This window comes from Streptomyces sp. T028, assembly GCF_048159505.1.
Lineage (GTDB): Bacteria > Actinomycetota > Actinomycetes > Streptomycetales > Streptomycetaceae > Streptomyces.
In genome coordinates, this window is record NZ_JBLRVZ010000030.1 from 102798 (window position 1) to 120415 (window position 17618).

Here is a 17618-nt window from a genome sequence, read left to right on the forward strand (position 1 = left end):
TCCAGCGGAGCGCTTTGCGTTCGAGGGTCGTTCCACGTCAAGGTTCTGTGTACGACGGGGGCGCGGGACGACCTGAGGTGCGGGCATGAACGGTGGGACGGCAGGGGCACGCGGCAGCTGGAGCAGGCGGCGGTTCGTCGCGGTGCTCGGTGGCGCGGCGGTGGCGCCTGCGGTGGCCGGTTGCGGCGGCAACGACGGTGACGGCGACGGCTCGACCGGGGCGGCACAGGAGGCGGCGCAGGACGCCGCGTCGACCCCGCAGCCCTCGTCGTCCGCCTCCGCCGCACCGGAGCCCGCGCCGAGTCCCTCCGGCCCCCGGCCTCTCTACCTGGGCACCTACACCTCCGCCGAGGGCGGTGGGAAGGGCATCGGTGTCGCCTCGTACGACCCTGCCTCGGGCCGGATCACCGGCCAGGGCACGATCACCGGCGTCCCCGACCCGTCGTACCTCGCGATCCACCCGGACGGCGGCACGCTGTACGCGGTGAACGAGCGGGCCCAGGGCACGGTGACCGCCGTACGGCTGTCCGACCGGAAGGTGCTGGGGAGTCGGGCGACGGGCGGGGCGCACCCGTGCCAGCTGTCGGTGCATCCGGGCGGGCGCTGGCTGCTGAGCGCCGACTACGGCTCGGGCAGTGTGGCCGTGCACCCGATCGAGGCCTCGGGGGCGCTGGGCGAACGCACCGACAGGGTCGTCCACACCCGTCCGGCGCCCGGACCGGGCCGGCAGGGGCCGCACGCGCACCAGTTCCTCACCGCGCCGGACGGTGGGCATGTGCTGGCCGTCGACCTCGGCACGGACACGGTGTACAGCTACCGGCTGGACGAGAAGAAGGGCACGCTCACCGAGGTCGCACAGGCGCACACCCGGCCGGGCGCGGGACCGCGCCACCTCACCTTCCACCCCGGCGGACGCCACGCCTACCTGGCCAACGAGGTCGACGACACGGTCGCGGTCTGCGCCTACGACGCCGGCAGCGGCCGTCTGACGATCGGTGCGCCCCGGTCCACGGGCGCGAAGGCGGACCCCAACTATCCGGCGCAGTTCGCGGTCACGCCGGACGGCGCGTACGCCTACCTGGCCAACCGTGGTGACAACACGATCGCCCGGTACGCGGTGGAGGCGGACGGGGCCCGGCTGCGGCTGCTCGGCACGGTCCCGGTGCGGGGGGACTTCCCCCGGCAGATCGCGCTCTCGCCGGACGGCGGTCTGCTGTTCGCGGCGAACCAGCGCTCGGGCACGGTCAGCGTCTTCGAGGTGGACGGCGGCAGCGGTGAACTGCGGCTCGCGGGCGAGCCGTTCGCGTCACCCGTCGCCGTCTGCGCGCTGCCGCTGTAGGGGACGCGGGCAGGACGCGGCGCTCGCCTGGGTGAGCAGGACGTGCATGCGCTCGGTGAGCTGGCCGACGTCGTCGGCGGGCGCGTGGAACGGCAGCCGTACGTCGCCGTGGGCGCGGGCGCGTTCGATGCGCAGCGTCAGTCCGTGCCGGTCGACGGCGAGCGGCTGGACGCGTACGGCGCCGTGCAGGCTCTCGTGCCGCACCAGCCGGGTGAGCCGTTCGACGGCGTCGGGGTGGGCGTCGGCGAGGTGGGTGAGCAGCTGGGCCTCGGCGGTGGCGAGGGGGTCGGGCCGGGCCTCGGCGAACTCGTCGAGGCGGACGACGACCGCCCCGGTGGGCTGTTTCAGCACGACCCGGGTGGCATGGAAGACGAGGTGGTCGTCCTCGGGGGCGAACCAGCCGGCGAGCCAGAGCCGGCCCCGGATCCGGTGGCGCACGGGGACGGGCGCCACGTCGGCGAACTCCAGGACGGCGGACGGCTCGCCGCGGGGCGCGCAGATGGCCGCCGTGAGCAGGGAGCTGTCCTCGGGCACGTGCAGGTGCACCCGGCCGTCCTCGTCGACGGTGTGCGCGCCGACGAACTCCTCGCGGCCGCCGTCCGCGGTCACCGCGCAGGACCACGAGGCGGCCAGCATCGACCGGGCCCGCTCGGCCGAACCGGGCACCGCCGTCCAGCTGTGGCCGTCACCCATGTGGCTGTCACCCATCCCAGAACCTCCTTAGGTAAGCCTTGCCTAACCTAGCGGAGTTCGGGGCGCACGCCAACCGGGGCGGGTGATCTTTTGCGCCGTCCGTCAGTGCGCGATGACCCCGAGCAGCGCCCGCGCGCACAGGTCCCGCACCTGCTCCCGCGTCAGATCCGGGCCACGCAGCCACTCCAGACCGACGGCCGTGATGAACGCCAGCCAGCCGCGCACCGCCAGCCGCACCTCGGGGCGCTCCACGAAGAGCGGGCCGAACTCCGGGTCCGCGCCGAGGGCGGCCAGGATCTGCCGCTCCTGCGCGGCCAGGGCCCGCTGGTACACCCGGCGCACGGTCTGATCGCCGGCCGCGTCCGCGCGGTGGAAGGCACGGTAGCCGTGCGCATGGGTCTCGACGTACTCGAGATGGGCGTCGAGGCCCGCGGTGAGCTGCTCGCGGACGGGGACACCGGGCACGGGCGCCGTCATCCGCAGCATCCGCTCGCTCTCGCGCTCGACGACCGCCGCGAAGAAGTCCCGCTTGGTCGGGAAGTAGTGGTAGAGCAGCCCGCGCGAGACCCCGGCGATCTCGGCGACCTGCTCGATCCAGACCTCGTCGTACGGACTCTCCGAGAACAGGCGCGCACCCACCGACAGGAGCTGTTCCCTGCGCTCCCCGGTACTGAGTCGACGCCGGGTGCGCTCCCCCTGGTTCGCGGCCATGCCCGCACTTTACTTGACGCCGGTTCAACGACGGGACGAGACTGAACGCGTTATTGAACCCACGTACAACAGTTCCAACCTGCCGCTGGCTCACGGGAGATCGAGGGAGATCGCGTCATGGCGGAGACGGTGTCGACGAGCGGGGACGTCCTGCCCAAGGGGTTCCGCAGCGCGGAGCTGGGCTGGCCCGAGCTGCGGCGCATTCCGCATCCCCCGTACCGGATCCCACTGCTCGGCGACCTGCTGGGCGCCAGCCGGCACACTCCCGTGCAGGACTCCCTGCGGTACGCGCGGCAGCTGGGGCCGATCTTCCGGCGCAGGGCGTTCGGCAGGGAGTTCGTGTTCGTGTGGGGCGCCGGGCTCGCCGCCGACATGGCGGACGAGTCGCGGTTCGCCAAGCATGTGGGTCTGGGCATCGCCAACCTTCGGCCGGTGGTCGGGGACGCGCTGTTCACGGCGTACAACCACGAGCCCAACTGGCAGCTCGCGCACGACGTCCTGGCCCCCGGGTTCAGCCGGGAGGCCATGGCGGCCTACCACCCGATGATGCTGGACGTCGCCGAACGGCTCACCGCGCACTGGGACCGGGAGGCCGCCGCCGGACGCCCGGTCGACGTGCCCGGGGACATGACCAAGCTGACCTTGGAGACGATCGCCCGCACCGGGTTCGGGCACGACTTCGGCTCGTTCGAGCGCGCCCGGCTCCATCCCTTCGTGACGGCGATGGTGGGCACCCTCACCTACGCCCAGCGCCTCAACACCCTGCCGTTCCCGGGACTGTTGAGGGAGGCCGCGCGGCGGAACGAGGCCGACATCGCCTACCTCAACCGCACGGTCGACGAGCTCGTACGGCAGCGTCGCGCCGGGGGCGGCGGGCAGGGGGACCTGCTCGACCGGATGCTCGACACCGCGCACCCCGGGACCGGTGAACGGCTGTCCGCCGAGAACGTACGGCGCCAGGTGATCACCTTCCTGGTCGCGGGCCACGAGACCACCTCGGGCGCGCTGTCCTTCGCCCTGCACTACCTCTCCCTGAACCCGCTGATCGCCGCCCGGGCCCGGGCCGAGGTGGACCGGGTGTGGGGCGATACGGAGGTGCCGGGGTACGACCAGGTGGCGAAGCTGCGCTACGTGCGCCGGGTCCTCGACGAGGCGCTGCGGCTGTGGCCGACGGCGCCGGGGTTCGCCCGGGAGGCCCGCGAGGACACGGTGCTGGGCGGGGAGCATCCGATGCGGCGGGGCGCCTGGGCGCTGGTGCTGACGGCGATGCTGCACCGGGATCCCGAGGTGTGGGGCGAGGACGCCGAACGGTTCGACCCGGACCGCTTCGACGCCCCGGCCGTCCGGGGACGCCCTCCGCACACCTTCAAACCGTTCGGCACGGGCGCCCGCGCCTGCATCGGACGCCAGTTCGCCCTGCACGAGGCCACCCTCGTCCTCGGCCTGCTCCTGCGCCGCTACGACCTCCGCCCCGACCCGGCCTACCGGTTGCGGGTCACGGAGCGGCTGACGTTGATGCCGGAGGGGTTGCGGCTGGGTCTGGAGCGGCGTACGGCGACCGGAGCAGCGGGGGCACCGACGCAAGCGCCCGCTCCGGAGGTCTCAGCGCCCCGCTGTCCAGTGCACCGGGCGGGTGACTGAGGCCGGGAGCCGGGTGGCGGCGTTGCCGCGGGCCGCGTTCAGCTGAGGCTGGGTCAGGAAGATCGCGTCGGTCAGGTCGGCGTCGGAGAGATCGGTGTCGCGCAGGTCGGCGCCGGTCAGGTCCGCGCCGCGCAGATCGGCGCCGGTGAGGTCGGCGGCGATCAGATAGGCGCCGCGCAGGTTCGCCCCGCGCAGATCGGCGCCCTTGAGGCGGGCGCCCATCAGATCGGCGCCCCGGCGGTCCTTCTTCCGGCCGCGGACACCGGCCCGGGCGAGTTCGCTGGTCCTGAGCAGCAGGACGTTGACCTCCTGGCGGTGGGCCGGGACGTCCAGGGCCGCCAGCTCCTGCGGACTCTGCCGGGTGAGCGCCTCGGTCCGCTCCAGGGCCCGGCGCAGCTCCGGGTGGACCGGACGGGCGGGCGGCAGGGCGAGTGCCTCGGTGAGGTACCAGAGCAGCTCGTGGAGCTGGCGGACCACCGGGAACACCTCGAACATCGCCCGGGAGTGCTCGGCGGGGGCGCCCCGCCAGTCGCGTCCGCCGAAGGTGACCTGCGAGACCTTCTGGCCGGCGCCGAAGCAGTCGTAGACCGTGCAGCCGGTGAAGCCCTTCTGCCGCAGCCGCTCGTGGATGCCGCAGCGGTGGTCCTCCGCCAGGTTGCGGCAGGGCCGCCCCGCGGGCTTGTCGAGCGCGAAGTCCGCGGAGCGTGCGAAGGGCAGGGCACACAGCACAGCCCGAAGCAGTTCGCGCAGTCGCCGCGCAGGCCGTCCCGGTCCACCGTCTTCTCTCCCCTGCCCTCCACCCTACTGACCTGTGCTCACGCCCCTTCCGGCACATCCAGAGCGGCCACCCGCTCCGGGTCGGCCAGGATGTGCAGGGCGACGATCCGGCCGTCGACGACGGTGACGCCCATGACCGAACGCACCTCGCCCTCGGGCCCGTTGAGGATCCCGACCGCGCCACCGACGAGAGCGAGCCGTCCGGCCGGCGCGAGCTGCCGGAAGTACATGGCCTGTTCGGCCACCGCCTTCGCCCCCTGCACGATCTTGGAGGCCGCCGCGCCGCGCACCAGCGCCCCGGCGTCGGCCCGCAGCACCACATCGGGGTGGAGGACGGACACCAGCGCCTCGAAGTCCCCGGCGCGGGCGGCCGCCAGGAACGCGGACACCACCTCGCGCTGCCGCCCGAGATCCGGCTCCGCCGACGGCGTCGCCCCCTGGACACGGCGGCGGGCGCGGCTGGCGAGTTGCCGGGTCGCGGCCGCGCCCCGCTCCACGATCGGCGCGATGTCGTCGAACGGCACGGCGAACATGTCGTGCAGCACGAACGCGAGCCGTTCGTCGGGCTCCAGGGTCTCCAGCACGATCAGCAGGGCGAGCCCCACCGCGTCGGCGTGGAGCACCTCCTGCTCGGGGTCGGTCCGTGGCAGGGGAGCGATCACGGGATCGGGGACGAAGGTGTCGTACCCCTCGTATCCCTCGCGCCCTTCGACCATCGGCAGTTCGCGGCGGGCCGTGCGTGAACGCAGCAGGTCCAGACAGACCCGGCCGGTCACGGTGGTCAGCCAGCCGCCCAGGTTGCGCACCTCGTCGGTGTCGCTGCGGCTGAGTCTCAGCCAGGTCTCCTGCACGGCGTCCTCGGCCTCGGCGAGCGAGCCGAGCATCCGGTAGGCGACGGCCTTGAGATGGGCCCGGTGCTCCTCGAAGCGTTTCGCGAGTACGTCGTTGTCGGTCATGGCGCCACTCCCCCTCGGGCGTCGGTGTCTATCGGCTGAACAGTTCGAAGGCGACCGCCGGTCTGCCGCCGAACCGCTCCTGCATGGAGTGCGCCACCCCGGTCAGGAAGCCGCGCACATAGGTCTCCGGGTCCTCGTCGGTGAGGGCCTCGATGTAGGCGCGGTGTTCGAGGAGCGAGCCCACCGCTCGCTCCAGTCCCGCCGAGGCGTCCACGGCGTGGGTGGGCGTGGCGGATCCGGCGACCGCGACCCAGCGCACGCCGCTCCAGGGCTGGAGGCCCTGTTCGGCCAGTTCCGGGAAGATCCAGCGGTTGCCGGCGTCCCCGGCGGCGTCGAGCGTGGCCCGGCCCACGGCGACGTGGTCGGGGGTGTTCCAGGCGACGCCGCCCCAGGTGTCACGGTGGTTGAGGGTGATGACGAGTTCGGGCCGGTGGCGGCGGATCGCGGCGGCGATGTCGCGGCGCAGGGCGGGCCCGTACTCGATCACGCCGTCGCGGTGGTCGAGGAACTCGACCTCGGTGACGCCCACGACGGCCGCGCTCGCCCGCTGCTCCCGCTCCCGCAGCGGGCCGCACTCGGCGGGCGCGATGCTGTCGATGCCCGCCTCGCCGCGCGTCGCCAGGACATAGGCGATCTCGCGGCCGGCGTCGGTCCAGGCGGCGACGGCCGCGGAGCAGCCGTACTCCAGGTCGTCCGGGTGCGCCACGACGGCCAGGGCCCGCCGCCAGTCCTCGGGCATCGGCTGGAGCTGAGGGATCGTCGGCACGGTCATGCCCGAAGACTAATCGGTGACACTGACATCACGCTTCGTCACGGACCAGGGCCAGCAGTCGGTCCAGGACGCGGGGGCCGCCGGCCCGCACGCCGTCGTGCTCGAACTCGTCGGTGACCCAGGTGCGCAGTCCGCGGATCGCGTGGGCGGTGCGCAGGGAGTGGGCGGTGTCGACGTACAGGTCGTCGTGGTAGATCGCGGCCGCCACCGGGACCTCGTTGGCGGCGAGGCGGGCGGGGTCGTACAGGGGCGTCCAGTCGGTGCGGGCGGCGAGCAGTTCGGCGGTCTCGCGCAGGGGGCGCAGCGCGGGGTCGGTGTCGAACATCCAGGGGTGGATCGTTTCGCCGGTGAGCAGGAGCGCTCCGTCGCCGGTGAGGGTCTTGGCGGCGTCGAACTGCGGGAACTCGGCGCGCACCCGTTCGGCCGACCAGGCGGTGGGGCGGGTGTCCTGGCCGTAGATCGCCTCGTGGACGAGGGCGTAGAGGGGGTGTCCTGCGAAGGAGAGCTGCTGCTGGATCTGCTCCTGGAAGGCGTCGGACAGCTCGGGGCCCTGCGGGGTGGGGACGAACGCGTCCTCCAGGAGGTGGTGGAGGCGGTGGCTGCCGTCGCCGGTGCCGAGCAGGATGCCGAGGGTCTGGAACGCCTCGGCCGTGAGCCGGTGACCGCCGGGGAGCGTGACCTCGTGCTGGAGGAGGTGGTCGGCGATCCGGCGGACCCGCTCGACGTCCTGCGGGTAGCGGGCGTAGTGCGCGGCGTTCTTGCGCTCCATGCGCGGGTATGCGGCGCGGTAGACGTCGTCGGCGTGGGCGTCGAGCGCGGGCAGACCGCCCGTGATCAGGGCGGCGGCCAGGCCCTCGGGGGCGAGGGAGAGGTAGCTGACCGTGCAGAAGCCGCCGAAGCTCTGGCCGAGGACGGTCCAGGGGGCGCCGCCGGTGACCTCGCGGCGGATCGCCTCGCAGTCGCGGACGATCGAGTCGGCGCGGAAGTGCGTGAGGTAGTCGGCCTGGGCGGCGGGGCCGCCGCGCAGTGGCAGCGTCTGGCGGTTGGCGGGCGTGGAGGCGCCGGTGCCGCGCTGGTCCAGCAGGAGGACGCGGTACTCCTTGAGGGCGCGGCCGAGCCAGGCCGGTCTGCCGACGAAACGGTTCGCCCCGAAGCCGGGGCCGCCCTGGAGGAAGAGCAGCCAGGGCAGGTCCTGGCCGGCCTTGTCGCTCGCGACGACCTCACGGGCGTACAGCTCGATGGTCTCCCCCGCCGGGTCGGTGTGGTCGAGGGGGACGGTGAAACGGCGGTCGGTGAGTACGACGCCGGGCTGGCGGTAGCTGAGGGACAACAGGGGTCTCCTGGGACGCTCGGTGTACGGGCCGCGTCCCAGTTCAGCACATGTCCGGGCGGGCGTGGAGCCCAGGGGATCATGAACGGCTACTGAACGGCGGCTCAGCGGGCCGGTTTCCGCGCCGATGCACCTCAGCGCGCCGAGAGGCTCGACCGGCGCACCACCAGTTCCGGCTGGAGCACGACCCTGCGGTGTTCGTGCCGCCTGCCGCTGTCCTCCTCGGTCTCCTCCAGCAGCATCTCGGCGGCCAGTGCGCCCATGGTGACGGCGGGCTGGCGGACCGAGGTGAGCGGGACGGCCGCGGCGGCGGCGAACTCGATGTCGTCGTAGCCGACGATGGCGAGGTCGTCGGGGACCGCGACGCCGGCCGCGTACATGGCCTGGAGCACACCGAGGGCGAGCAGGTCGTTGGCGCAGAACACGGCGGTGGGGCGGTCGGCGAGTCCGAGCAGCCGGGCGCCGGCGTCGCGTCCGGCGGCCACGTCGAGCCGCTCGGTGGGCAGCTCGCGCAGGCACTCGGGGCCGAGGCCGGCCTCGGTGAGCGCGTTCAGGGCGCCGGTGCGGCGGTCGCGGACCTGGTTGAAGCCGGGCGGGCCGCTGACGTACGCGATCGAGCGGTGTCCGGCGTCGACGAGATGCCGCACGGCGAGCGCGCCGCCCGCCACGTCGTCCACGGAGACCGAGCACTCGGTCGTGCCCTCGGAGACCCGGTCGACCAGCACGAACGGGATGCCGTGGCGGCGGAAGGACTCGATGTTGCGGCCGGTCGCGTCGGCCGGGGTGAGCAGCACGCCCCGTACCCGCTGCTCGGCGAAGAGAGACAGGTACTCGGCCTCCTCGCCGACGCTCTCGGCGCTGTTGCAGACCATCACACCGAGCCCGGCGTCCCGGGCGGCCCGCTCGGCGCCGCGCGCGACGTCGACGAAGAAGGGGTTGCCCATGTCGAGGACGAGGAGTCCCATGATCCGGCTGCGTCCGGCGCGCAGTTGGCGCGCCGACTCGCTGCGGACGTAGCCCAGGCGGTCTATCGCGGACAGCACCCGCGCGCGGGTCTCGGTCGCGACCGTGTCGGGACGGTTGATGACGTTCGAGACCGTGCCCACGGAGACTCCGGCGACGCGGGCCACGTCCTTGATACCCACCGGCTGGGTCATCGGGCAGGTTCCTCCAGGAAGACGGGGCGGCGGGAAGGTGGTTTCACATTACCCTCACGCCGCACCCGGTCGGTTTTCGGTCAGGCGGTCAGGCGGGCAGGCGGAAGTTCAGGTTCCGCAGTGCCGAGGGCGTCGTGCCACTGGACTTCTCCTGGTACATGATCGACAGGAAGTTGTCCTGTCCGACCCGCATCTCGTCGACCACGACCTCGCCGAAGGCGTTGATCCCGGCGGCGACTCCGTCGTACAGGACGGTCCAGTCGGTGTATCCGGACGCCTTGGAGGCTGCGGCGATACGACAGAAGGGGAAGATCGCGTACGCGTTGTCGTACTTGTCCAGGATGAACTTGGTGCGCTGGCTGGAGTTCAGCGGGACCGGGATCTCGGTCTTCTGCCAGGTGCCCGAGGAGTTCTTGCGGACGTGGAAGGCACGGCCGTTGGCGGTGCGGTCGGAGACGTAGTTGGTCGTGCACTGGCCGAAGCGGCCGGGGACGTAGCTGATGATCGCGTGCGGCAGGCCGGCGGAGTCGGTGGCCTGGCTCTCCTGGTTCATCAGGGAGTGGTCGGGGTTGAGGGAGTCGACGACGAGCCCGCTGTCCGTGACGGCGACCTTGTCGGAGCCGCCGGTGGTGCCGACGACCGTGCCCGCGTTGTTGCGCCAGGTGCGGCCGCGGTCGTCGGAGTAGACGTAACCGGTGTCGTGGTTGGTGATGCCGCCGCTGGAGCACATCACGGCGCCGTTCTGCTCGCGCCAGGTGAAGAACGAGTGCAGCCGGCCGTTCTTGTCGTAGTCGATGCCGTGCAGGTACATGTTGCGGGCGGTCGACGAGCCGTGCTCGCTGGTGTAGGTGCCGGTGGAGCTGGACCACTCGCCGAGGCCGGTCCAGGTCGACCCGTCGTACTCGGCGAGGGCGTTGCGGCCGTTGCCGGAGACGGCGACGCGGTAGCTCAGCTGCAGCTTGCCCTCGGGGGTGGAGACGAACTGCGGGTAGGTGAACTGTGAGGTGAGGGCGAGCCCGTCGAGGGTGGACTGGGGGGCGCCGAAGCGGCTGGCGTCCCAGCTCAGGCCGGCCGGGTTGTCCATCAGCCCGGCCACCGACTTGACGTAGGTGAAGCCGTCGCTGTGGGAGTCCATGTTGAGGTGGAGCCGCCCGTCGACCTTGGAGACGCCCATGGAGATGACGTTGTGGGAGTCGTTGTAGCGCAGGGTGTGACCGACCTTGACGGTCGACCAGGTGGTGGAGCCGAGCAGCCGGCGGCCGACGACGGCGCCTCGGTCCGCGGTGTACCAGACGGCGTACTGGTAGCCCTTGTAGGACAGCAGGCCGTTCTTCTGGAAGGAGTTGTTGTTGACGAGGCCGTCGTACGACACGAAGTAGAGGGCCTGGCTGTCGAGCAGGGTGCTGCCGGTCAGGGTGACCGAGGGCCCGGGGTCGGCGGCGCGGGCGGTGCCGGAGGCGAGGGCGGGGGTGACCACGGCGCTTGCGAGGGCGGCGCCCAGCAGAGTACGTCTCTTCATCTCGGGGGACTCCGTTGTCGGCGAGTTGTGGGCGAGGGGGGAAGGGGGGTCATACGAGGGTCAGGCGAGGTGGAACACCTCGGTGAGCGGTTTCATGGCCTCGTCGGGCCGGGCACCGTCCAGCGACTCGAAGAACGGCGCCATCTCGGCTTGCCAGCGGGCGTTGACCTCGGCGGCCTCCATCCCGGCCTGGGCGGCCGCGAAGTCCTCGGTCTCCAGATATCCGACGAGCAGGCCGTCGTCTCTCAGGAAGAGCGAGTAGTTGTGCCACCCGGTGGCCGAGAGAGCTTCGAGCATCTCCGGCCACACGGCGGCATGCCGTTCGCGGTACTCGGCGAGTCGGTCCTGACGGACCTTGAGCAGGAAACAGACGCGCTGCATGAAGTACCGCTCCCGGTGTGGGTGGGGGGATGGGGCGTGGGGGATCAGAAGTTGAACTGGTCGATGTTCTTGGCGTCGAACACGGTCGGCTTGCCGAGGCTGATCACACCGTCCTTGCCGATGGTGTACGACGTCCCGCCGGCCGTGAAGGTCTCGCCCTCCTTGCCGGTGATCTGGCCGGAGACCAGCGCCACGGCCGTCTGCGCGGCGAGGGCGCCGAGCTTGGCCGGGTCCCACAGCTCGAAGGCGTCCACGGTGCCGTTCTTGACGTACTTGCGCATGTCGTTGGGGGTGCCGAGGCCGGTCAGCTTGACCTTGCCCTTGTACTTGGAGCCCGACAGGTACTGGGCGGCGGCCTTGATGCCCACCGTGGTCGGGGAGATGATCCCCTTCAGGTTCGGGTACTCCTGGAGCAGGCCCTGGGTCTGCTGGAAGGACTGCTGGGCGTCGTCGTTGCCGTACGCGACCTTGACGAGCTTGATGTCCTTGTACTTGGCGTCCTTCAGCTCGTCCTTCATGAAGTCGATCCAGGTGTTCTGGTTCGTCGCGGTCTGCGCGGCGGACAGGATCGCGATCTCGCCCTTGTAGCCGATCTGCTCGGCGAGCAGCTGCACCTCGGTGCGGCCGAGGTCCTCGGCGGAGGCCTGCGAGACGAAGGCGTTGCGGCACTCGGGGTTGGTGTCGGAGTCGTAGGTGACGACCTTGATGTCGTTGCTCATCGCCGTCTTCAGGGCGGTGCACAGGGCGCCCGGGTCCTGCGCGGACACGGCCATCGCGTCGACCTTCTGCTGGGTGAGCGTGTTGACGTACGACACCTGTCCCGAGGTGTCGGTCGCGCTGGACGGTCCGACCTCCTTGTAGCTGGAGCCCAGCTCCTTCAGCGCCGCCTCGCCGCCGGTGTCGGCGGAGGTGAAGTACGGGTTGTTGACCTGCTTCGGCAGGAAGCCGACGGTCAGCCCCTTCTTGGTGGCGGCGTTCGGGTCGGCCTTGCCGGTGGCGGCCGCGGAAGCGCCTTCGCTCTTGACGTCCTCCTTGGTGGTGCCGCCGCAGGCGGTGGCGGCGAGGGAGAGCGAGGAGACGACGGCGAGGGCGGCACAGGCACGCCGGAGGGAAGACTTACGCATGAGGGTTCCTTCTTGAGAGTGGGTGAGAGGGGAGCCTTTAGGGGCGCGGGGCTGTATCGATATGCGGCTCCGCCGCGATGGGGGTCCCCCCGCTTGAGCGGAGCCGAGAGTGGGGGAGCGACCAGCCACAACCGGCCCGCAGCCGACATACGGCCTATCCAGCGGAGCGTGCCGCCCTGGCGACGGTGATCTGACGGGCGACCCGAGGGCCGAGCACGGAGACGACCAGCAACACACCGGTCACGACGATCTGGGACTGCGCCGAGACATTGACGAGGCTCATCACGTTCTGCAGCGCGCCGAGCAGGAACACCCCGGCGATGGCCCCACCGAGCGTCCCCTTGCCGCCGTCGAAGTCGATGCCGCCGAGCAACACAGCGGCGACGACGGACAGTTCGAGCCCGGTGGCATTGTCATAGCGCGCGCTGGCGTAATGCAGCGCCCAGAAGATCCCGGTGAGCGAGGCCATGAACCCCGTCACCGTGAACAGAATCAGCTTCTGCCGCTTGACGCGGATCCCGGCGAACCGCGCCGCCTCCTCGCTCGCCCCGATCGCGAACAGCGACCGCCCGAACGGCGTGGCGTGCAGGACGACCACGGCGATCGCGAGCAGGACCAGGAAGGGCAGGAAGGCCTGCGGCAGGAAGCTGTCCCCGACCCGACCGGCGGCGAAGTCCAGGTACTGGGAGGGGAAGTCGGTCACCGCGTCGGAGCCGAGCACGATCTGTGCGATGCCCCGGTAGGCGGCGAGGGTGCCGATGGTGACGGCGAGGGAGGGCAGTCCGAGCCGGGTCACGAGCAGGCCGTTGACCAGCCCGCAGACGATCCCGAGCAGCAGACAGATCGGGATGATCGTCTCGATGGTCATGCCCTGGTTCCACAGGGCGCCCATCACCGCGCCGGACAGTCCGGCGGTGGAGGCGACCGAGAGGTCGATCTCACCGGAGACGACCAGCAGGGTCATCGGCAGCGCGATCAGGGCGATCGGCAGGGTGTTGCCGATGAGGAAGGACAGGTTCAGCGCGTTGCCGAAGCCGTCCACGAAGGAGAAGGAGAACAGCAGCAGGACGATCAGCAGCGCACTGACCACGGTGTCCCAGCGGACCACCCGACCGGCAAGAGACTCACGCACGGGTCTCCCCCTTCTCCACGGCCGGCTTGACCGACGCCGACTTCTTCTTCAGGGCGGTCGCCACCCGCAGGGCCACGATCCGGTCGACCGCGATCGCGAGCAGGAGCAGTACGCCGTTGATGGCGAGGACCCACACCGAGCTGACGCCCAGGGCGGGCAGGACGCTGTTGATGGACGTCAGCAGGAGCGCGCCGAGGGCTGCGCCGTAGACGCTGCCGGAACCGCCGGTGAAGACGACGCCGCCGACCACGACCGCGCTGACGACGGTGAGTTCGTAGCCGTTGCCGGTCCCGGAGTCGACGTTGCCGAACCGGGCCAGGTACATCGCGCCGGCGAGTCCGGCGAGTCCGCCGCAGAAGGTGTACGCGGCGAGGATCCGCTTGCGCACGGGGATGCCGGCGAGGCGGGCGGCCTCCGGGTTGGAGCCGAGGGCGTACAGCTCGCGGCCGCTGCCGAAGTGCTTGAGGTAGTACGCCGTCGCCACCAGCACCACCAGGGCGATCAGCGCGAGATACGGCACGGCGGAGAGGCCGCCGGAGCCGAAGTCCACGAAGCCGCCGGGCAGGTCGGCCGCGGTGATCTGCCGGGAGCCGACCCAGATGGAGTCGATGCCGCGGATGATGTACAGCGTGCCGAGGGTGACGACGAGGGCGGGCACCTGGCCGAGGCTGACCAGCAGACCGTTCAGGAGGCCGAAGCCGATCCCGAGCAGGACGGCCAGCACGATCGCGATCACCGGGTTGCCGCCGCCGTGCAGATAGGTGCCGGCGGCGAAGGCGCTGATGCCGAGGGTGGAGCCGACGGACAGGTCGACGTTCCTCGTGATCACCACCAGGGACTGGCCGGTGGCGACCAGCACCAGGATGGTCGCGTTCAGCAGCAGGTCCTTGATGCCCTGTTCGGAGAGGAACTCGCTGTTGCCGGCCTGGGTGACGGCGATCATCACCAGGAAGACGACCAGGATGGCGAGTTCGCGCATCTTGAAGACACGGTCGACGAGCCGGGTGCCGCTGGACTTGGGCGCCTCGGCGACGGGGGCCTGTTCAGGGGTGGTCACCGTCATGCGGCGGCCCTCCCGGTGGCTGCGGCCATCACGGTTTCCTCGGTGGCGTCGGAGCGGGGGATCTCTGCGGTGAGCCGGCCCTCGTGCATCACCAGCACGCGGTCGGCCATGCCGAGGATCTCGGGCAGGTCGGAGGAGATCATCAGGACGGCGACCCCGTCGGCGGCCAGCTCGCTCAGCAGCCGGTGCACCTCGGCCTTGGTGCCGACGTCGATGCCTCGGGTCGGCTCGTCGACGATCAACACCTTGGGGGCGGTGGCCAGCCACTTGGCGAGGACGACCTTCTGCTGGTTGCCGCCGGAGAGCGTGTTGACGGTGTCGGCGATCCGGGCGTACTTCACCTGGAGCTTGACCGCCCAGTCCAGGGACCGGCTGCGCTCGGCGCCCCGGTCCATCAGACCCGCCTTCACGGTCGTACGGAGGCCGGTGAGGCCGATGTTGCGCTCGATGGACATGTCCATCACCAGGCCCTGGGCGCGCCGGTCCTCCGGGACCAGGGCGAGGCCCGCGGCCATCGCGGTGGAGGGGGCGCCGTTGATCAGTGCCTTGCCGTCGACGGTGACGTCTCCGGCGTCCCAGCGGTCGATGCCGAACACGGCGCGGGCGACTTCGGTGCGTCCGGCGCCGACCAGTCCGGCCAGGCCGACGATCTCGCCGCGCCGTACCTCGAAGGAGACGTCGGTGAAGACGCCCTCCCGGGTCAGCCGGTGGACGCTGAGGGCGACCTCGCCCGGCGTGACGTCCTGCTTGGGGTAGAGCTCGTCGAGGTCGCGGCCGACCATACGGCGGACCAGGTCGTCCTCGGTCATGCCGGCGAGGGGCTCGCTGGCGATCCAGGCGCCGTCGCGCAGGGTCGTCACCCGCTGGCAGATCTCGAAGATCTCCTCCAGCCGGTGGGAGATGAAGAGCACGGCCGCGCCCTGTTCGCGCAGGGTGCGCACGACTCCGAAGAGGCGGGCGACCTCGCTGCCGGTGAGGGCGGCGGTCGGCTCGTCCATGATCAGGACCCGGGCGTCGAAGGAGAGCGCCTTGGCGATCTCCACGATCTGCTGGTCGGCGATGGACAGTCCACGGGCCGGACGGTCGGGGTCGAGGTCGACGCCGAGCCGTGCCATCAGGGCGGCGGTCGCCGCATGGGTGGCCTTGTGGTCGATCCGGCCGAGGGCACGCCGTGGCTGGCGGCCCATGAAGATGTTCTCGGCGATCGAAAGATCGGGGAAGAGCGTGGGTTCCTGGTAGATCACGGCGATGCCCGCGTCACGGGCGTCGCCGGGACCGTGGAAGACGACGGGCTCGCCGTCGAGCAGCACCCGGCCGGTGTCCGGCCGGTGCACCCCCGCGAGGGTCTTGATCAGGGTCGACTTGCCCGCGCCGTTCTCCCCGGCGAGGGCGTGCACCTCGCCGGGGAACAGCTCCAGGGAGACGCCCCGCAGGGCGCGTACGGCGCCGAAGGACTTGGCGACGTCCCTGAGCGCCAGCACCGGGGCCGGTCCCGTGTCGGACGGGTGGGTCATGGGTGGCTCCTCGACGAACGTCCGCGGCGGTGCCCCTGGGGCCCGCCACGGCGTCGTGAAAGGTTTCAACTGGATTGCCGGGACGTTAGGCACGCCGGGCATGTCACGTCAATGGGTCCGTCTCGAAAAGTTTTCGATAGCCGAAGGTCACGCGGCGGTCACGAAAAGAGGGCGAGGTTGAAAGGGTTGACACTCCCTCCGCGGCCTCATAGCTTCCCGTTCTGAATCGTTTCATCCGGGCCCTGTCCCGGACCGATGTCACAGGAGCCCGAAGTGACCGACCTCGCCGCGGTGAAGGCCGCGCTGAAGACCCAGGCCGTCGAGACGCCGTCGTGGGCGTACGGGAACTCGGGGACCCGTTTCAAGGTGTTCGCGCAAGCGGGGGTTCCGCGCACCCCGCAGGAGAAGCTGGACGACGCGGCGCAGGTGCACGCGGTCACCGGCGTGGCCCCGACCGTGGCGCTGCACATCCCCTGGGACAAGGTGGAGGACTACGCGGCGCTGGCGAAGCACGCCGAGGATCGGGGGGTGAAGCTGGGGACGATCAACTCCAACACCTTCCAGGACGACGACTACAAGCTGGGCAGCGTCTGTCACCCGGACGCGGCGGTGCGGCGCAAGGCCGTCGATCATCTGCTGGAGTGCGTCGACATCATGGACGCGACGGGGTCCGGGGATCTCAAGCTGTGGTTCGCGGACGGGACGAACTATCCCGGCCAGGACGACGTACGGGCGCGGCAGGACCGGCTGGCGGAGGCGCTGGCCGAGGTGTACGAGCGGCTCGGCGAGGGGCAGCGGATGCTGCTGGAGTACAAGTTCTTCGAGCCGGCGTTCTACACGACCGACGTCCCGGACTGGGGCACCGCCTATGCGCACTGTCTGAAGCTGGGGCCCAAGGCGCAGGTCGTGGTCGACACGGGGCACCACGCGCCGGGGACCAACATCGAGTTCATCGTCGCCACGCTGCTGCGGGAGGGGAAGCTCGGCGGGTTCGACTTCAACTCGCGGTTCTACGCGGACGACGATCTGATGGTGGGGGCCGCCGATCCGTTCCAGCTGTTCCGGATCATGTACGAGGTCGTGCGTGGGGGCGGGTTCACCTCCGAGGTCGCGTTCATGCTGGATCAGTGCCACAACATCGAGGCGAAGATTCCGGCGATCGTCCGTTCCGTGATGAACGTGCAGGAGGCGACGGCGAAGGCGCTGCTGGTCGACCGGGACGCGTTGGCTGCTGCGCAGGTGGCTGGGGATGTGCTGGAAGCCAACGCCGTCTTGATGGATGCGTACAACACGGATGTACGGCCGCTGCTGCGTGAGGTGCGGGGGGAGATGGGGCTGGACCCCGACCCGATTGCCGCGTATCGGCGGTCCGGGTGGGCCGAGAAGGTTGTCGCTGAGCGTGTTGGTGGGCAGCAGGCCGGCTGGGGCGCGTAAGCGTCCGCGTTGAGCTGTTTCGTTGCGGGGTGCGGGCCGGATGTGGCTGGTCGCGCAGTTCCCCGCGCCCCTGAA

The 17618-nt window shown here is 71.1% G+C and carries 15 protein-coding genes and 1 pseudogene; 3 read left to right on the forward strand and 13 right to left on the reverse strand.

The window, feature by feature from the left end; translation table 11 throughout:
• The first annotated feature begins 85 nt into the window (after positions 1-85).
• Positions 86-1339: a lactonase family protein gene (locus ACLZN2_RS28325; protein WP_416982048.1), complete on the forward strand. Its 1254-nt coding sequence runs from the start codon at positions 86-88 to the stop codon at positions 1337-1339.
• Here the strand turns inward: ACLZN2_RS28325 and ACLZN2_RS28330 are convergent.
• Positions 1307-2032, reverse strand: coding sequence for a DUF2470 domain-containing protein (locus tag ACLZN2_RS28330; protein ID WP_416982178.1), 726 nt, complete (start codon positions 2030-2032; stop codon positions 1307-1309). The two genes, ACLZN2_RS28325 and ACLZN2_RS28330, sit on opposite strands and share 33 nt — an antisense overlap.
• Before the next feature lie 102 nt (positions 2033-2134).
• Positions 2135-2743 (reverse strand): TetR/AcrR family transcriptional regulator, encoded by a 609-nt coding sequence (locus ACLZN2_RS28335; RefSeq protein ID WP_416982049.1) that lies wholly within the window; start codon positions 2741-2743, stop codon positions 2135-2137.
• A gap of 117 nt (positions 2744-2860) precedes the next feature.
• Between ACLZN2_RS28335 and ACLZN2_RS28340 the strand changes: the two genes are divergently transcribed.
• Entirely contained in the window at positions 2861-4384 is a 1524-nt protein-coding gene (locus tag ACLZN2_RS28340) for a cytochrome P450 (RefSeq protein ID WP_416982051.1), read from the forward strand.
• On the opposite strand, the pseudogene ACLZN2_RS28345 reads toward ACLZN2_RS28340, so the two are convergent.
• The 11 genes and pseudogenes from ACLZN2_RS28345 to ACLZN2_RS28395 form a co-directional block, all read right to left on the reverse strand.
• Positions 4346-5184: pseudogene (locus ACLZN2_RS28345) on the reverse strand (pentapeptide repeat-containing protein). The gene ACLZN2_RS28340 and the pseudogene ACLZN2_RS28345 overlap by 39 nt on opposite strands.
• Before the next feature lie 15 nt (positions 5185-5199).
• A complete protein-coding gene (locus ACLZN2_RS28350) occupies positions 5200-6117 on the reverse strand; it encodes a sigma-70 family RNA polymerase sigma factor (RefSeq protein ID WP_416982052.1) in 918 nt (305 codons plus the stop codon).
• A gap of 28 nt (positions 6118-6145) precedes the next feature.
• Complete coding sequence (locus ACLZN2_RS28355) at positions 6146-6889, reverse strand: PIG-L deacetylase family protein (protein ID WP_416982053.1); 744 nt, start codon at positions 6887-6889, stop codon at positions 6146-6148.
• A gap of 28 nt (positions 6890-6917) precedes the next feature.
• Positions 6918-8219 carry an alpha/beta fold hydrolase gene (locus ACLZN2_RS28360; RefSeq protein WP_416982055.1) on the reverse strand — a complete coding sequence of 434 codons (1302 nt, stop codon included), beginning with the start codon at positions 8217-8219 and terminating at the stop codon, positions 6918-6920.
• 134 nt (positions 8220-8353) lie between these two features.
• The gene (locus ACLZN2_RS28365) at positions 8354-9376 is read right to left on the reverse strand and encodes a LacI family DNA-binding transcriptional regulator (RefSeq protein WP_416982056.1); all 1023 of its coding nucleotides are present in this window, start codon (positions 9374-9376) and stop codon (positions 8354-8356) included.
• Positions 9377-9464: 88 nt separating this feature from the next.
• On the reverse strand, positions 9465-10895 hold the full coding sequence (locus ACLZN2_RS28370; RefSeq protein ID WP_416982058.1) for a BNR repeat-containing protein: 1431 nt from the start codon (positions 10893-10895) through the stop codon (positions 9465-9467).
• A 60-nt stretch (positions 10896-10955) separates the two neighbouring features.
• A complete protein-coding gene (locus ACLZN2_RS28375; protein ID WP_358984406.1) occupies positions 10956-11276 on the reverse strand; it encodes an L-rhamnose mutarotase in 321 nt (106 codons plus the stop codon).
• Positions 11277-11320: 44 nt separating this feature from the next.
• The gene (rhaS, locus tag ACLZN2_RS28380) at positions 11321-12400 is read right to left on the reverse strand and encodes a rhamnose ABC transporter substrate-binding protein (protein ID WP_416982060.1); all 1080 of its coding nucleotides are present in this window, start codon (positions 12398-12400) and stop codon (positions 11321-11323) included.
• 154 nt (positions 12401-12554) lie between these two features.
• The gene (locus ACLZN2_RS28385) at positions 12555-13532 is read right to left on the reverse strand and encodes an ABC transporter permease (protein WP_416982062.1); all 978 of its coding nucleotides are present in this window, start codon (positions 13530-13532) and stop codon (positions 12555-12557) included.
• Positions 13525-14595 (reverse strand): ABC transporter permease, encoded by a 1071-nt coding sequence (locus tag ACLZN2_RS28390; RefSeq protein ID WP_416982063.1) that lies wholly within the window; start codon positions 14593-14595, stop codon positions 13525-13527. The genes ACLZN2_RS28385 and ACLZN2_RS28390 overlap by 8 nt, the downstream gene beginning before the upstream one ends.
• Complete coding sequence (locus tag ACLZN2_RS28395; protein ID WP_416982065.1) at positions 14592-16109, reverse strand: sugar ABC transporter ATP-binding protein; 1518 nt, start codon at positions 16107-16109, stop codon at positions 14592-14594. Before ACLZN2_RS28395 ends, ACLZN2_RS28390 begins: the two co-directional genes overlap by 4 nt.
• Positions 16110-16382: 273 nt before the next feature.
• Here ACLZN2_RS28395 and rhaI point away from each other — a divergent pair, with 273 nt between their 5' ends.
• Positions 16383-17543, forward strand: a complete 1161-nt coding sequence (rhaI, locus tag ACLZN2_RS28400) for an L-rhamnose isomerase (RefSeq protein WP_416982067.1) — start codon at positions 16383-16385, stop codon at positions 17541-17543.
• Positions 17544-17618 lie beyond the last annotated feature (75 nt).

Bases quoted from the DNA above. Each gene is read 5' to 3' on its own strand.
- ACLZN2_RS28325 (WP_416982048.1), top strand. From the start codon at position 86: ATGAACGGTGGGACGGCAGGGGCACGCGGCAGCTGGAGCAGGCGGCGG.
- ACLZN2_RS28330 (WP_416982178.1), bottom strand. From the start codon at position 2,032: ATGGGTGACGGCCACAGCTGGACGGCGGTGCCCGGTTCGGCCGAGCGG.
- ACLZN2_RS28335 (WP_416982049.1), bottom strand. From the start codon at position 2,743: ATGGCCGCGAACCAGGGGGAGCGCACCCGGCGTCGACTCAGTACCGGG.
- ACLZN2_RS28340 (WP_416982051.1), top strand. From the start codon at position 2,861: ATGGCGGAGACGGTGTCGACGAGCGGGGACGTCCTGCCCAAGGGGTTC.
- ACLZN2_RS28350 (WP_416982052.1), bottom strand. From the start codon at position 6,117: ATGACCGACAACGACGTACTCGCGAAACGCTTCGAGGAGCACCGGGCC.
- ACLZN2_RS28355 (WP_416982053.1), bottom strand. From the start codon at position 6,889: ATGACCGTGCCGACGATCCCTCAGCTCCAGCCGATGCCCGAGGACTGG.
- ACLZN2_RS28365 (WP_416982056.1), bottom strand. From the start codon at position 9,376: ATGACCCAGCCGGTGGGTATCAAGGACGTGGCCCGCGTCGCCGGAGTC.
- ACLZN2_RS28370 (WP_416982058.1), bottom strand. From the start codon at position 10,895: ATGAAGAGACGTACTCTGCTGGGCGCCGCCCTCGCAAGCGCCGTGGTC.
- ACLZN2_RS28375 (WP_358984406.1), bottom strand. From the start codon at position 11,276: ATGCAGCGCGTCTGTTTCCTGCTCAAGGTCCGTCAGGACCGACTCGCC.
- rhaS (WP_416982060.1), bottom strand. From the start codon at position 12,400: ATGCGTAAGTCTTCCCTCCGGCGTGCCTGTGCCGCCCTCGCCGTCGTC.
- ACLZN2_RS28390 (WP_416982063.1), bottom strand. From the start codon at position 14,595: ATGACGGTGACCACCCCTGAACAGGCCCCCGTCGCCGAGGCGCCCAAG.
- ACLZN2_RS28395 (WP_416982065.1), bottom strand. From the start codon at position 16,109: ATGACCCACCCGTCCGACACGGGACCGGCCCCGGTGCTGGCGCTCAGG.